Source organism: Pseudoalteromonas nigrifaciens (genome assembly GCF_002221505.1).
In the GTDB taxonomy this organism is placed as follows: Bacteria; Pseudomonadota; Gammaproteobacteria; order Enterobacterales; family Alteromonadaceae; genus Pseudoalteromonas; species Pseudoalteromonas nigrifaciens.
Window position 1 is genome coordinate 996,080 of sequence record NZ_CP011036.1, and the last position, 14,226, is coordinate 1,010,305.

The window sequence follows — 14,226 nt, forward strand, 5'->3', positions numbered from 1 at the left end:
AGGACATTAAAATGACAGCAACTCAATACAGCTTGGCAGAATTAATGATTTGTGCCGCAGCAACCGCATTTGATAACGATGGTGAAGTGCTTGCCACCGGCATTGGGGTTATTCCGCGTTTAGCGGCGAGTATTTCTATGAGTACTAACAACCCAGATTTAATGATGACAGACTCAGAAGCCTACTTACTGAGTGAGCCAAATCCGATTGGCGCACGTGGCGATGATTTTGTACAGCGTAACGAAACATGGATGGGTTTTTCACGCATTTTTGACAATGTGTGGAGCCGTAAACGCCACGCCATGATAGGGCCAACGCAAATTGATAAGTACGGGCAAAGTAATATTTCAGCCCTAGGGGGCGACTACGATAAACCTAAAATACAAATGTTAGGCGTACGTGGTTTACCGGGTAACTCAATTAGCCATGCTAACTCGTTTTTTGTGCCAAGCCACAGTAAACGCGTATTTGTAGAGCAAGAATGTGATGTGGTGTGCTCAATTGGTTACAACCCAGCACGTTTGCCAAAAGGTTATCAGCTATCGGATGTCGATATTCGTTTAGTGATCACCGATATTTGTGTGATGGATTGGCAAGGTCCAGAGCATCAATTGCGCTTAGTGAGCGTTCACCCTGGTGTGAGTGTACAAGAAGTAATTGAAAAAACAGGCTTTGAAATTCACGTTGAGGCAAACACTCCAACCACACCAGCGCCTACAGCTGAGCAGTTAGCATTAATTGCTAAATTGGATCCTCACAATATTAGAGCTAAACAGCTAAAAGACAACCCACCGGGTGTACGCCCAGAGGAGTCGTAATGAGTGAAGTTCAAACAATAGATGACGTAGTGTTATACGAAGTGCGCGCTCAAGTGGCGGTTATTACCATGGATCGTCCTGAATATAACAACGCGCAAAACTCGCAAATGACCTACGCGCTAGATAAGGCTTTTCAGCTTGCGTGTAACGACGACGAAGTAAAAGTAATTGTACTTGCCGGTAACGGCAAGCACTTTTCTGCTGGTCATGACATTGGCACCCCTGGGCGCGATGTTGATAAAAGCTTTGATCGTACTAACCTTTTTTACGATCACGCTAATAAGCCCGGCGGTGAGTTTTTATATGCTCGCGAGCACGAAGTGTATTTAGGAATGTGCCGTCGCTGGCGCGATTTGCCTAAGCCAACGATTGCTATGGTACAAGGTGCCTGTGTGGCTGGTGGCTTAATGCTGGCGTGGGTATGTGATTTAATTATTGCCGATGACAAAGCATTTTTCTCTGATCCGGTCGTGCGCATGGGTATTCCTGGGGTTGAGTATTTTGCGCATGTGCACGAGCTTAATCCACGTATTGCCAAAGAGTTTTTATTTACCGGCGATCGTATGTCGGCAGACCGTGCTTATCAAATGGGCATGGTGAATCGCGTAGTGCCAAGGGATAATTTAGAAGAGACGACCTTTACTTTAGCTAATCAGATTGCACAAATGCCACGACTGGGTTTGCAATTAACTAAGCAAGTAATTAATAACGCCGAAGATTTAATGGGTAAACGTTCAACCATGGATATGGCGTTTGGTTTGCATCATTTTGCGCATGCGCATAACGAAACAATATCGGGTGACCGCTTAGGTGGCTTTGACGCGAAAGCGATGGCTCAAGCCAATAAATCAGCAGCCAAGGAAAAATAAATATGAGCACAGAGCACAATAATGCCGATGGCCGCTGGAATACGCCGTTAACAGAGGCACTGGGCTGTCGTTATCCGATTATTCAAACGGCGATGGGCTGGGTCTCTGATGCAAACTTAGTAATAGCAACAACGCGTGCGGGCGGTTTTGGTTTTTTAGCTGGCGCGACGATGAACACTGAAGAAGTGGAAAGTGCCATAAAAAAAGTAATTGCTGCCACAGGGACCAGTAATTTTGGTCTTAATTTTCATATGTTTCAAGAAAACGCGCAGCAATGTCTTGATTTAGCTATTAGTTACAAATTGCGTGCGGTGAGCTACGGACGCGGCCCCGATAAAGCCACTATTGAGCGACTCAAAGCGGCAGGTGTGCTGTGCATTCCCACCGTAGGCGCAGTAAAGCATGCAGTAAAAGCGGTTGCCATGGGCGCCGATATGATCACCATTCAAGGCAGTGAAGGGGGCGGTCATACTGGCAGCGTACCGAGCACTATTTTGTTACCGCAAGTGTTAAATGCGGTGTCGGTACCAGTAATTGCCGCAGGGGGCTTTTCGTGCGGGCGTGGTTTGGCCTCAGTATTAGGCGCAGGCGCTGCAGGTATGGCAATGGGCACGCGCTTTTTGCTGACCTGCGATGCACCCACGCCAAAAGTCACCCAGCAGCGTTATCTTGATACTAAAGACAGTGCTGACATTCGCATTTCTACCGCGGTAGATGGCCTGCGTCACCGGATGATCAACACGCCATTTATTGATAATTTAGAGCGCTCGGGTGGTGTTAAGCGCTTATGGTTGGCACTAAAAAGTGCGCGCCATTGGCAAAAAGAAACCGGCATGACATCGCTGCATATGCTCAAAGTGTTTTTTAATGGCCTGCGTGAAGATCCCAAAGCTGCAGCAACATTGGTAATGTCGGCTAATCAACCGGTGTTAATTCAAAAATCTATGGTTGAAGGTAAACCCGACGAAGGTATTTTACCCAGCGGCCAAGTGGCGGCGGTAATAAATAACTTACCTAGCGTTGAGACACTAATAAACGAAATTATCGCCGAGGCAGACACCTGTCTTGAGCAATTGTTAATCCGCCGGACTAACCGGTCAGTCGAAGAAGAGGCCTAAGCTATGAACCCAGCATTTAAAAGCCATATCGAAAACGGTATCGCCGAAATAATTATAAATAAAGCACCGGTAAATGCACTCGACAGTGCTGAATGGCAAGCGCTCGCCGATCTGATCAACAGTATTGGCCAAAATTTGGCTGCTCGGGTATTAATTATTCGCTCAGAAGGGCGTGGTTTTTGTGCCGGTGTTGATATTAAAGAGTTAGATAAATACCCAGAGCGTATTGTTAGCGTTAACGCCGGTAATTACGAAACGTTTAAAGCGGTACATTTGTGTCCAATACCAGTAATAGTTGCGCTGCATGGTTATGTGCTGGGTGGCGGTATTGGTATTACTGGTGCGGCCGATATTGTGGTGGCGTCAGAATGTACCACTTTTGCGCTACCAGAAGTAGATCGTGGCGCTATGGGCGGCGGCGCGCATTTACAGCGCTTATTTCCGGTGCAAAAAGTACGTTACTTGTTTTTTACTGGCGAAACTATTTCGGTACAAGATGCCGATAGATACGGCTTTATTGAACGCATTGTACCTAAAGAGCAATTACGCGATACCGCGCTGGAAATTGCCAGCAAAATTGCCGCAAAAAGCTCCGATATGATCCGCATTGCTAAAGAAAGCCTAAATGGTATTGAAGACGGTGACCTAGAAGCTAAATACCGTTGGGAGCAAGGGTTTACGCTGCAAGCTTATACCAGCCCAGATTCTGCTGAAACCCGCCGTGCGTTTGTAGACAAACGCGAAGCGAATTTTTGAGGCCGACTATGAAACTAACTTATACAACAGAGCAACAAAATTTCCGTATGGAAGTGCGTCAGTGGCTTGCAGAAAATGTACCTGCAGAAAAACTGCCCACTTACGACACCAAAGCAGGCTTTGAGCTGCACCGCCAATGGGAGCGCAAGCTACATAAAGCGGGTTTTTCAATGGTTATGTGGCCTAAAGAATATGGCGGCCGCGGGTGTAACTTAATTGACTGGCTTATTTTTGAAGAAGAATACTACGGCGCAGGTGCACCAGGACGAGTAAATCAAAATGGCCAGCTATTACTTGGCTCTACTTTACTCGAATTTGGTACAGAGCAGCAAAAGTCGCACTTTTTACCGCGTATGGCATCAAGTGAAGACATGTGGGCGCAAGCCTGGTCTGAACCTAATGCCGGCTCAGATATGGCCAACATTAGTAGTAAAGCAATTCGCAATGGCGACCATTACATTGTGAATGGCCAAAAAACCTGGTCTACCCGTGCTACTTATGCCGATTGGGCATTTGGCTTGTTTCGCTCAGAAGCGGGTTCGCAGCGCCACCATGGTTTGTCTTTTTTAATGGTACCGCTGGATGCACAGGGCGTAACTATTCGCCCAATTAAAGCGCTGGATGGCGAAGATGCCTTTGCAGAAATATTCTTTGATAACGTCAAAGTACCGGTTGAACACCGCATAGGCGAAGAAGGCAAAGGCTGGCATGTGGCAATGGCAACGGCAGGTTTTGAGCGGGGTTTGTTGCTGCGCTCACCGGCGCGTTTTCAGCAACCTGTGCGCAAACTAGTACAACTGTACCGGGATAACAAAGCGGCTGCCGATCGCGACCCAGCCATTGGTGCTGCGGTGGCTAAATGTTGGGCTGATGCAGAAGCCTATGCGTTGTCGGCTTACAACACTGTAGGACGTATTAGTCATGGCGATAAAATTGGCGCTGAATCGAGCCTAAATAAAGTGTTTTGGTCAGAGCTAGATTTGCTCATTCATCAAACGGCGATGGATATTTTGGGTACTTGTGGTGAGTTACTCTCATCGGCACCACTTGCCGAGGAGCATGGTTATTGGTTAAACGGCTTTTTATTCTCTCAAGCTGGGCCAATTTATGCGGGTGCCAATGAAATTCAACGAAATATTGTTGCTGAGCGTATGCTTGGCCTACCTAGATAGCGAGTGAAACTATGGATTTTACCTTTACTGAAGACCAATTAATGTTTCGTGAAGCTATCAGCCGTTTTTTAATGACTGAAGCAGCACCAGAAACACTACGCGAAATATGGGAAACCGACGCGGGTCGCTCTCCCGAATTAAGAAATAAAATGGCAGAGCAAGGGCTTACTGCGCTATCGGTGCCAGAGCAGTTTGGTGGTTTGGGAATGGGCGATATAGCGTGGTCATTAATGACCCAAGAGCTAGGTTATTACGCTATTCCTGATTCGCTTGCCGATACGGCTTATGTAGGCAGTGGCGTATTTTCAGCCCTTGATGATAGCGTGGCTTGTAAAGCTGATTACTTAGCTAAAATTTGTGATGGCGAGCTGCGCTTAGCTATTGGCCATCAATGCAGTGAGCTGGTATCGGATGCACATTTAGCGCAGGTGCTACTTATGCAACACGCTGATGAAGTGCATTTAGTACCGCGTGAGCAAGTGGATAACGTCGTTAATTTAAGTATTGATTCGTCGCGCCGCTTATCGCAAGTAACTTGGCAGCCAACAGCCGAAACCTGTATTGCACAGGGCGAGGCGGGCAAAAAAATATGGAATGACACGCTTAATCGCGGGGCGCTCTCGGTTGCTGGGCAATTACTCGGTTTAGCGCAGCGCATGCTCGATTTAACCGTTGATTATAGTGTACAGCGTAAACAGTTTGGCAAAGCAATTGGTAGCTTTCAGGCTGTTAAGCACCATTTGGCCGATGTAGCAGGAAAAATTGAAATTGCAAAACCAGTACTGTATCGCGCGGCGTGTTCACTAGAAAATAACCACCCTTTAACTGACGTGCATGTTTCACAAGCGCGTAATTTTTGCAGCGAAGCAGCCGCACTTGCAGCGCGCCACGGGATTCAAATCCACGGTGCTATGGGTTATACCTGGGAAGTAGACCTGCAAATGTTTATGAAACGCAGTTGGGCATTAAACAACACCTGGGGTGACAGTATTTTTCATCGTGCACGAGTGCAAGATTATGTACTTAACTCTGATGTCGATTTGGCTCCTTCTAAAACTTTTGAGGCGATACTATGACCCATGCATATATTGTAGACGCACTGCGTACACCTACAGGCAGACGCAAAGGGGGCCTTGCCCATGTGCATGCCATAGACTTAGGTGCAGCAGTATTAAAACCTTTGGTTGAGCGCAATAACATACCAGCAGAAGATTACGATGATGTGATTTTTGGCTGTGTAGACACGATAGGCTCGCAAGCAGGAAACATTGCCCGCACCAGTTGGTTAGCGGCGGGACTAGCAATGAATGTACCGGGTACAACGGTTGATAGACAATGTGGCTCATCGCAACAAGCCGTGCATTTTGCTGCGCAAGCGATTATGAGCGGCACGCAAGATGTGATAGCGGTAGGGGGCGTGCAAACAATGACGCAAATTCCTATTTCGTCAGCAATGCTTGCCGGGCAACCACTTGGCTTTAGTACGCCATTTGCAGAGAGTAAATTGTGGCATGCCCGCTTTGGCGATGCGCCGGTAAATCAGTTTTATGCCGCTCAGCGCATTGCTGAACATTGGGGTATAAGCCGCGCCGATATGGAAGTGTTTGCGCTAGAAAGTCATCGCCGTGCATTAGCAGCCGCAGCAGAGGGACGCTTTGATCGCGAAATAGTGGCGATTGAAGGATTAACATTTGATGAAACACCTAGAGAAAGTAGTTTGGCTAAAATGGCAGAACTTGAGCCGGTTGACCCTACTTACCCAAGTATTACCGCAGCGGTTTCGAGCTCAGTGTGCGATGCATCAGCAGCAATGCTTATTGTGTCTGAGCGCGCATTAAAAAAATATAACCTGACCCCAAGAGCGCGTATTCATCATGTTAGTGTGCTGGGAGATGATCCTATTTGGCACCTTAGAGCACCTATTCCAGCTACTATCGCGGCATTAAAAAAAGCGAATCTTACGCTTGATGATATTGATTTAGTAGAAATTAATGAAGCGTTTGCCTCTGTAGTAATGGCATGGCTAAAAGAAACCGGTTACAGCCATGAAAAAACTAATGTTAATGGTGGTGCCATTGCACTGGGCCACCCCCTTGGCGCTACCGGCGTGCGCTTAATGACCGGATTATTACATGAATTAGAGCGTACAGGCGGGCGTTATGGCCTACAAACAATGTGCGAAGGCGGCGGTTTAGCCAATGTCACTATCATTGAACGATTATAATTAAGGAGAAAGGTATGGGTATTTGCCAACAGCGTACAGTTATTATTACCGGAAGTGGCGGTGGATTAGGCCGTGCTTATGCACTTGCCTTTGCCGCAGAAGGCGCCAATGTGGTAGTGAACGACATTCGTCTTGATGCTGCAAAAGCAGTGGTTGATGAAATTATTACTGCCGGCGGTAAAGCAATTGCTAATAGCAGCGATATTACTACCACGGCTACGGCGCAGCAGATAGTAGATGATGCCATTGCCGCTTTTGGCGAAGTGCATGTGCTAGTTAACAATGCCGGCGTACTGCGCGATGGTATGTTTGTTAATTCAGATGAAGATGCCTGGGATATGGTAATGCGAGTGCACCTTAAAGGGCACTTTTGTTTAGCCAATATTTTAAGCCGTCGCTGGCGCGATCAGTCAAAAGCAGGTAACCCAGTAGCTGCACGTATTATAAACACCAGCTCGGGCGCAGGCTTACAAGGCTCGGTAGGGCAAGCAAACTATTCTGCGGCAAAAGGCGGTGTTGCTACGCTTACTTTAGTACAAGCGTCGGAATTGGCGCGTTACGGTATTACTGCTAATGCATTGGCACCGGCAGCACGCACCGCAATGACCGAATCAGCAATGCCTGATCTAGTGAAAAAGCCAGAAGATGATAGCTTTGATGCTTGGGCACCGGAAAATGTAGCGCCGCTGGTTGTTTGGTTAGGCAGTGAGGCATCATCTGCCGTAACAGGGCAAATATTTGAAACGCAAGGCGGGCGTATCTCATTATGTGATGGCTGGCGCACTGGGCCTACTATTGATAAAGGCGCACGCTTAAATGTAAATGAAATTGCCGGCGTGATTGATCAATTAAATGCCCAAGCTGTGGCACCACAAAAGGTATGGGGTAGTAAATAATGACTAAGATAGATTTAGATAGACGACGACTTATACAGGCGTGCGGCGCAATTGGTGGTGCGTCTATGCTAGGTTTATCACTTGCAAGTCAAGCATCGGCGGCTGCAACAGTAAACACTCCTAAACAGCCGCTTGGTGACTACGACAGTTGGGATATGTCGACCATGGCGGATTTATTACGCCAAGGCGATATTAGCCCATTAGAATTAACCGACAGTGCAATTGCAAGGTTTGAAACAAATGCTGCGCTTAATATGATAGCCGTTAATCATTTTGAGCAAGCGCGTGAGCAAGCACAAAAGTTAAACCAATTAAGCACAGCCCAGCGAACAGCTAAAATGGCCAGCGCGCCGCTGTTGGGAGTGCCGTTTGCGCTTAAAGATTTAGGCGTAACTATGGCCGGTACTATTACCACTAATGGTTGTCGTTTTTTTAAAGATAACCGTGTGGCTGAAAATTCAACCTTAGTTAATCGCTATCAAGCAGCGGGACTAAATATTATGGCTAAGCTTACCAGTCCTGAGTTTGGTCAAACGCCTACAGGTGAGTCGAGCTTACATGGCGACACGCTTAACCCGTGGGATACCCGCTATAGCAGTGGTGGCTCCTCGGCAGGCTCTGCAGTGGCGGTTGCCGCGAGAATTTTACCCGCAGCTCATGGTAGCGATGGTGGCGGTTCTATTCGTATACCTGCATCGCATTGTGGACTATTTGGGCTCAAACCAAGCCGTGGCCGGGTGGCATCTGGCCCCACTAACTTAGAAAGCTCAATGGGGTTATCGGTTCATCATGCGCTTACCCGTAGTGTGCGCGACAGTGCATTGCTGCTGCAGCTAACACAAGGGGCAGAGCCAGGGTCGCGTGTTACCCTGCCCAACGATAATATGTTAGCTGCGGTTAACGCCAAACCAAAGCCTCTTAAAATAGCATTAATGCAAAGCCATCCGTTTGGTTACCCTGTGCATCAAGATTGTAGCGACGCCTTAGATAAAACCGTTAAATTACTGACTAGTTTAGGCCATATTGTTGAAGTAGCACAGCCAACCTTGCCACTTGAGCAAATGTTTAACGGCATGGGCATAGCCACTTCAAGCGGTATGCTTAATGCGGTACAAGCTAGAGAATTAAAACTAGGGCGTGCAGCACGCGAAAACGAATTTGAAGCCATTGTTTGGGGACACCTGCAGCGGGCTAAAGAATTTACAGCTCAGCAAATGCTAGCCGCCCGCAGTGCTTTTGAGCAAGGTGGGCAAGCTTTTGACGTGTTTTTTAACGACTACGACTTTATTTTGACGCCAGTGACCACAGCGCCACCACCAAAAATTGGTGAACTTAGTTTAAATCAACCCTACGACTCATTTGTGCAACAGGTATTAAAAGCATCACCCATTGCAGCGTTATTTAATATGACAGGTTTACCAGCAATGTCGGTGCCACTGCATTGGAATAAGAATGGCTTGCCAATTGGTGTGCAGTTTGCCGGTGCGTATGGCAGTGAGGCGCAGTTGCTTACGCTGGCCGCGCAATTAGAGCAAGCCGCTCCGTGGGCAGATAAAAGGCCGCCTATATTAAGCTAAGGCACAAAATATAGAGATGCTAAGCAGCAAAAGAGCCAACTAGGCTCTTTTTTAGTTGTAAAGTAGTAACTATACGGCGTTAATTCAGTTGCAGTTAACTATCGTAATGAGTTAGCAGTAGCTGCAATCAGCTTGGTTGTTAAATATTAGGCAAAAAAAAGCCCAGCTAAGCTGGGCTATAAAATATTCTAAGGAGAAGTGCTTAATTTTGGGTTACAGTAAATTGCCCAAAAGTATAAACTTTAAACAAATAAAATGTATTGATTAACACCAAACTCATATTCGAAACAATACTCGACGACATAAGATCTAAGCTAAATGATAAAAATAGCAAACCACAGGCACTAACCGCGGCAATACGCAGTAATGTGAGTTGGTTAATAAAGAATGCACCTAAACCTAGTGCAAGTAATATCGTGTTTAAAAGCCAATCTAGCTCGTTCAGCATGGTAGTTTCAATAGTTCATTTGTTGAAAAAAGGAGCGCCATTATGTTGATCTTTTGCACACCTTTCAACCAAGTAATTTTAAATTTTCAGATTAGTTTTTTTAATGCTAAAAGTAAGCTTTTATTGCCGCAATAATTCCATTATCGGCAATTACTTTATATTTTTGACAGCTTTTTGAGTTAACCGTATCAGTACATAAATAAAGTGCCTTACGCTTACTGTCTAGCTGTGGCTGTAAGTTTGAATCGAGGAGCGTTGCGCCGTAACCAAATACCCCAGGCCAATAAATGCTATTACTCACCATACCTAATTTATGATAACTAAGCAGTGTAGGCTTAGGGATTATAATTATTATAAATAGTAATAGTCCAAGCGTGGTCAGCAAGCTGCTTTTAGACTTTTGCGCTGCTTTATTGTTAGCGCTTGTATTAGCACTTTGTTTAATATTATTAGGCTTTGTAGCCGTACTGCGGTTTTGCTTGTTTTTTGTTGTTTTTGTACTTCTAGGTGCTTTACCTAGTAATGATTGTTTTTTTGTATTTGTAGACATAAAGCAAATCTGGCCTTTTTGGTGTAGTTCTCTATAATAAATAACTGTATTTAAAGCAAATGATAGCATTTGCAAACATTGCTTTTAGCCTATAAGGATCAAATATGAACACGCAGCTTGCAATTTTAATCGTTGATGACGTTAGTACTGTGCGCAGCTTTTTAAGCCAAACATTGATGCATTTAGGCATAGAAAACGTAAAAGAAGCATCAACTGCCGCACAATGTATTAATGAGTGTCGTGCTGCAAATTATAACATGATTTTTTTAGATATAGAGTTACCTGATGGCGATGGTAAAGAGTTAATTGAGCAAATTAATCAACTGAACCCAGAAACAAACGTGGTTATGGTGTCGGCGCACTCAGGGGTTGAAAATGTAAAAGATGCAATTGATAAAGGGGCTAAAGGTTTTGTGGTAAAGCCTTTCTCTCCTAAAAAAATAGCAGCTATGCTGAAAAAGTTTTATCCCGAGCTAGAAGGGGTTTAATAACTTACGCGCCATTTTATTAAAAGCGCTTATTTAAGCGCAACTGCCCTAAATAAGAATGTGTGATGATTTTGCTGTATGAATTAGCTATATATCTGTTTAACGCTGTAAATATTAAATATAAAGCAAAAAAAAAACCGGCCAAGGCCGGTTTTTATATTCTTGCAAAAACAAATTATAGTGCTTTAATTTTAGCAGCTATGCGGCTCTTATGACGAGCAGCTTTGTTTTTGTGAATTAGACCCTTAGTTGCGTAACGGTCTAGGATAGGTGTAGCAACAGAAAAAGCTTGCTGTGCAGCTTCTTTATCACCAGCTTCAATAGCTACGATTACTTTTTTGAAGTAAGTACGCATCATTGAACGACGACTTGCGTTGTGCTGACGGTTTTTTTCGCTTGTAATAGCGCGTTTTTTTGCAGACTTGATGTTAGCCAAGGTTTGCTCCTAACAATCTTAAATAAAGCTTAAATTAAAGGCCGTGGAATATGCCTGTTTTTATCATGAATGTCAATTTAATTTTGACAATCCAAGAAAAACTGCTCCTTATAACGAACATCAATTTGCCGCTCTAGCAGTTAATATCGACATTGTAACAAAGCATGAGGATTCAGCCTAGTGCTTTAAAGCGATTTATAAAAAAGACTATGGCATAATTACTTATCTTAATGATTTTTAGTGTGGGTTTGCGGTGTCAAAAGGTTTATTTCGCTCCGGTATGATTGTTAGTTGTATGACAATGATATCGCGTATTTTAGGGTTAGTTCGCGATGCGGTTGTTGCAAACCTCCTGGGAGCCGGTGCTGCGGCCGATGTTTTTTTGTTTGCTAATCGAATTCCTAACTTTTTACGTCGTTTATTTGCAGAAGGTGCGTTTGCTCAAGCATTTGTACCTGTATTAAGCGAAATAAAAGAGCAGCAAGGCGACGACAAGGTTAAACTTTTTGTTGCGCAAGCAGCAGGAACCTTAGGCACTATTTTATTAATAGTGACAATTGTAGGTGTGGTTGCGTCTCCGGTTATTGCTGCACTATTTGGCACAGGTTGGTTTATAGATTGGTGGCAAGGTGGCCCTGATGGCGAAAAGTTTGAACTTGCCAGTGCATTATTAAAGCTGACATTTCCGTATTTGTTTTTTGTAAGCCTTGTGGCGCTAAGTGGGGCGGTTATGAATGTATATAACCGCTTTGCTGTGGCTGCGTTTACCCCAGTGTTATTAAATATATCTATTATTTTGTGTGCTATTTTTTTACATGACCAATTTTCGGTAGGTGCATATGCATTAGCTATCGGTGTATTTATTGGTGGTGTGGTGCAATTACTGTTTCAGTTGCCTTTTTTATATCGGGCAAAAATGTTGGCGCGCCCGCGCTGGGCTTGGCAAGACGAAAATGTAAAAAAAGTACGTAAATTAATGCTGCCTGCTTTGTTTGGAGTATCTATTAGCCAAATAAACTTATTGCTCGATACCGTTATTGCTTCATTACTCATGACCGGCTCAATTGCTTGGTTGTATTACTCAGACCGTTTAATAGAGTTTCCGCTGGGATTATTTGGTATTGGTATAGCAACGGTTATTTTACCGGCACTGTCAAAATTACACAGTAGTAAAAAAAGCAGCGATTTTCAGCATACCTTAGATTGGGGGGTGCGTTTTGTAATATTTTTGGGCCTGCCTGCTATGATAGGGTTAATGATTATTAGCCCACTTATTATTACTGTGTTGTTTGATCATGGTGCATTTAAAGAAGCGGGGATTGATCATGTTAAAGCGGTGAGCTTAGGGGTAATGGCTTATTCGGTTGGTTTAGTCAGCTTTATGCTAATAAAGGTATTAGCCCCTGGATTTTACGCCCGCCAAGATACTAAAACCCCAGTGCGCATTGGTATTATTACCTTGGTACTTAATATGGTGTTTAATATAATGCTTGCGCCTTTTATTGGCTATTTAGGATTGGCCTTAGCCACTTCAATGTCGGCAAGTTGTAATGCATTTTTGCTTTACAGGCAGCTTAAAAAAGAAAATGTGTACCAGTTTTCGTCAATGAGCTTATATTTTACCCTTAAATGCTTTGTTGCAAGTATTGTTATGGGGTTACTGGTTTGGTTTACCAGCGAGCAGTATAGTTGGACGACTTGGCACTTTAGCGAACAGGTTATTTTACTCCTAGTGTTGCTAGCAATTGCAGGGTTAAGTTACTTTACGCTGTTATTTTTGATGGGTGTGCGACTAAATACGATAAAAAGTGTAGCAATTACTGAATCGAACTAAAAAAAAGATTATAATCGGCAACTCTGCAACTTCATTCAATTTTGAGTTGTGAATTAATAACTCGCTTAAAAAGGCATTGGGTGGCATGGAGTTAATTAGAGGTATACACAATATTCGCTCACAACATTTTGGTTGTGTGCTTACTATTGGTAATTTTGATGGTGTTCACTTAGGTCATGCTGAAGTATTAAAAGGCTTACTTATTGATGCTAAAGCAAATAATTTACCTAGTACGGTAATGTTGTTTGAGCCTCAACCACAAGAGTTTTTTGCTAAAAGTAATGCGCCAGCGCGTTTAACTCGCTTACGAGATAAACTGCTACTGCTCAGCGAGTTAGGTATTGAACGAGTTATTTGTATTAGCTTTAATCAGCAATTTGCAAATATGCATGCAGAGCAATTTGTTAGTGATATTTTAATTAAAAAGCTAGGCGTTAAAGCATTAACGGTTGGTGATGATTTTAGATTTGGCAAGCAGCGACAAGGTAATTTTGACTTACTAGTAAGTATGGGCAAACAAGCGAGCATGGATGTTAAAAGCACCGCGAGTTTTCGCCAATTAAATGCTAGAGTAAGCAGTACTTTAATTCGTGAAGCGCTTGCCGCTGGTGATTTAAGCACTGCAAAGGTAATGCTTGGTCACAACTATGCCATTTCGGGGCGTGTTATACATGGTTGGAAACGTGGCCGAGAGCTGGGTTTTAGAACCGCAAATATAGCGCTTAAACGTCAAGTTTGCCCGGTAAATGGGGTGTTTGCTGTGCAAGCAACCATAGCAGGGAAACAAGTTTATGGGGTTGCCAATATAGGCAATAAGCCCACTTTTAATGGAACTCGTGCCTTATTAGAAGTTCATCTTTTTGATTTTGCACAAGACATTTATGGACAATTTATGCATGTGGAGTTGATTAAAAAACTCCGCGATGAGAAAAAATTCGAGACATTAACACAATTAACGGCGCAAATAGCAACTGACGTTGCCGCCGCTAAACAGTGTTTTGGTTTAAATTAGGTAGCCGATAGATACGGAATGTAGGATT

General features: G+C 44.1%; 15 protein-coding genes. 12 read left to right on the forward strand and 3 right to left on the reverse strand.

Features of this window, described 5'->3' with window-relative positions; translation table 11 throughout:
- The first annotated feature begins 11 nt into the window (after positions 1-11).
- Genes PNIG_RS04730 through PNIG_RS04770 form a run of 9 tightly spaced genes read left to right on the forward strand, consistent with a single transcriptional unit; the run spans position 12 to position 9,430 of the window.
- Positions 12-818, forward strand: coding sequence for a CoA-transferase subunit beta (locus tag PNIG_RS04730; RefSeq protein WP_011327594.1), 807 nt, complete (start codon positions 12-14; stop codon positions 816-818).
- Entirely contained in the window at positions 818-1,687 is an 870-nt protein-coding gene (locus tag PNIG_RS04735; RefSeq protein WP_011327595.1) for an enoyl-CoA hydratase, read from the forward strand. Before PNIG_RS04730 ends, PNIG_RS04735 begins: the two co-directional genes overlap by 1 nt.
- A 2-nt stretch (positions 1,688-1,689) precedes the next feature.
- On the forward strand, positions 1,690-2,805 hold the full coding sequence (locus tag PNIG_RS04740) for an NAD(P)H-dependent flavin oxidoreductase (RefSeq protein ID WP_011327596.1): 1,116 nt from the start codon (positions 1,690-1,692) through the stop codon (positions 2,803-2,805).
- A 3-nt stretch (positions 2,806-2,808) separates the two neighbouring features.
- Positions 2,809-3,561, forward strand: a complete 753-nt coding sequence (locus tag PNIG_RS04745; protein WP_089367916.1) for an enoyl-CoA hydratase family protein — start codon at positions 2,809-2,811, stop codon at positions 3,559-3,561.
- 8 nt (positions 3,562-3,569) lie between these two features.
- Positions 3,570-4,733, forward strand: coding sequence for an acyl-CoA dehydrogenase family protein (locus PNIG_RS04750; RefSeq protein ID WP_089367917.1), 1,164 nt, complete (start codon positions 3,570-3,572; stop codon positions 4,731-4,733).
- Positions 4,734-4,744: 11 nt separating this feature from the next.
- Positions 4,745-5,809 (forward strand): acyl-CoA dehydrogenase family protein, encoded by a 1,065-nt coding sequence (locus tag PNIG_RS04755; RefSeq protein ID WP_089367918.1) that lies wholly within the window; start codon positions 4,745-4,747, stop codon positions 5,807-5,809.
- On the forward strand, positions 5,806-6,957 hold the full coding sequence (locus PNIG_RS04760; RefSeq protein ID WP_011327600.1) for an acetyl-CoA C-acetyltransferase: 1,152 nt from the start codon (positions 5,806-5,808) through the stop codon (positions 6,955-6,957). The genes PNIG_RS04755 and PNIG_RS04760 overlap by 4 nt, the downstream gene beginning before the upstream one ends.
- Positions 6,958-6,971: 14 nt before the next feature.
- Positions 6,972-7,853, forward strand: coding sequence for an SDR family oxidoreductase (locus PNIG_RS04765; protein ID WP_089367919.1), 882 nt, complete (start codon positions 6,972-6,974; stop codon positions 7,851-7,853).
- On the forward strand, positions 7,853-9,430 hold the full coding sequence (locus PNIG_RS04770) for an amidase (RefSeq protein WP_089367920.1): 1,578 nt from the start codon (positions 7,853-7,855) through the stop codon (positions 9,428-9,430). Before PNIG_RS04765 ends, PNIG_RS04770 begins: the two co-directional genes overlap by 1 nt.
- A gap of 202 nt (positions 9,431-9,632) precedes the next feature.
- Here PNIG_RS04770 and PNIG_RS04775 read toward each other — a convergent pair whose 3' ends face one another.
- Together PNIG_RS04775 and PNIG_RS04780 are read right to left on the reverse strand one after the other, a co-directional pair.
- Positions 9,633-9,878, reverse strand: coding sequence for a hypothetical protein (locus PNIG_RS04775; protein ID WP_011327603.1), 246 nt, complete (start codon positions 9,876-9,878; stop codon positions 9,633-9,635).
- Between the two features lie 106 nt (positions 9,879-9,984).
- Positions 9,985-10,428, reverse strand: coding sequence for a hypothetical protein (locus PNIG_RS04780; protein ID WP_041454670.1), 444 nt, complete (start codon positions 10,426-10,428; stop codon positions 9,985-9,987).
- Positions 10,429-10,532: 104 nt separating this feature from the next.
- Between PNIG_RS04780 and PNIG_RS04785 the strand changes: the two genes are divergently transcribed.
- Positions 10,533-10,916, forward strand: coding sequence for a response regulator (locus PNIG_RS04785; protein WP_011327605.1), 384 nt, complete (start codon positions 10,533-10,535; stop codon positions 10,914-10,916).
- A 175-nt stretch (positions 10,917-11,091) separates the two neighbouring features.
- On the opposite strand, the gene rpsT is transcribed toward PNIG_RS04785, so the two are convergent.
- Positions 11,092-11,352, reverse strand: a complete 261-nt coding sequence (gene rpsT / locus PNIG_RS04790; protein ID WP_002958225.1) for a 30S ribosomal protein S20 — start codon at positions 11,350-11,352, stop codon at positions 11,092-11,094.
- Between the two features lie 295 nt (positions 11,353-11,647).
- On the opposite strand from rpsT, the gene murJ reads away from it, so the two are divergent.
- The gene (gene murJ, locus PNIG_RS04795; RefSeq protein ID WP_011327606.1) at positions 11,648-13,186 is read left to right on the forward strand and encodes a murein biosynthesis integral membrane protein MurJ; all 1,539 of its coding nucleotides are present in this window, start codon (positions 11,648-11,650) and stop codon (positions 13,184-13,186) included.
- A gap of 85 nt (positions 13,187-13,271) precedes the next feature.
- Entirely contained in the window at positions 13,272-14,198 is a 927-nt protein-coding gene (gene ribF, locus PNIG_RS04800) for a bifunctional riboflavin kinase/FAD synthetase (RefSeq protein WP_011327607.1), read from the forward strand.
- Positions 14,199-14,226: the final 28 nt, after the last annotated feature.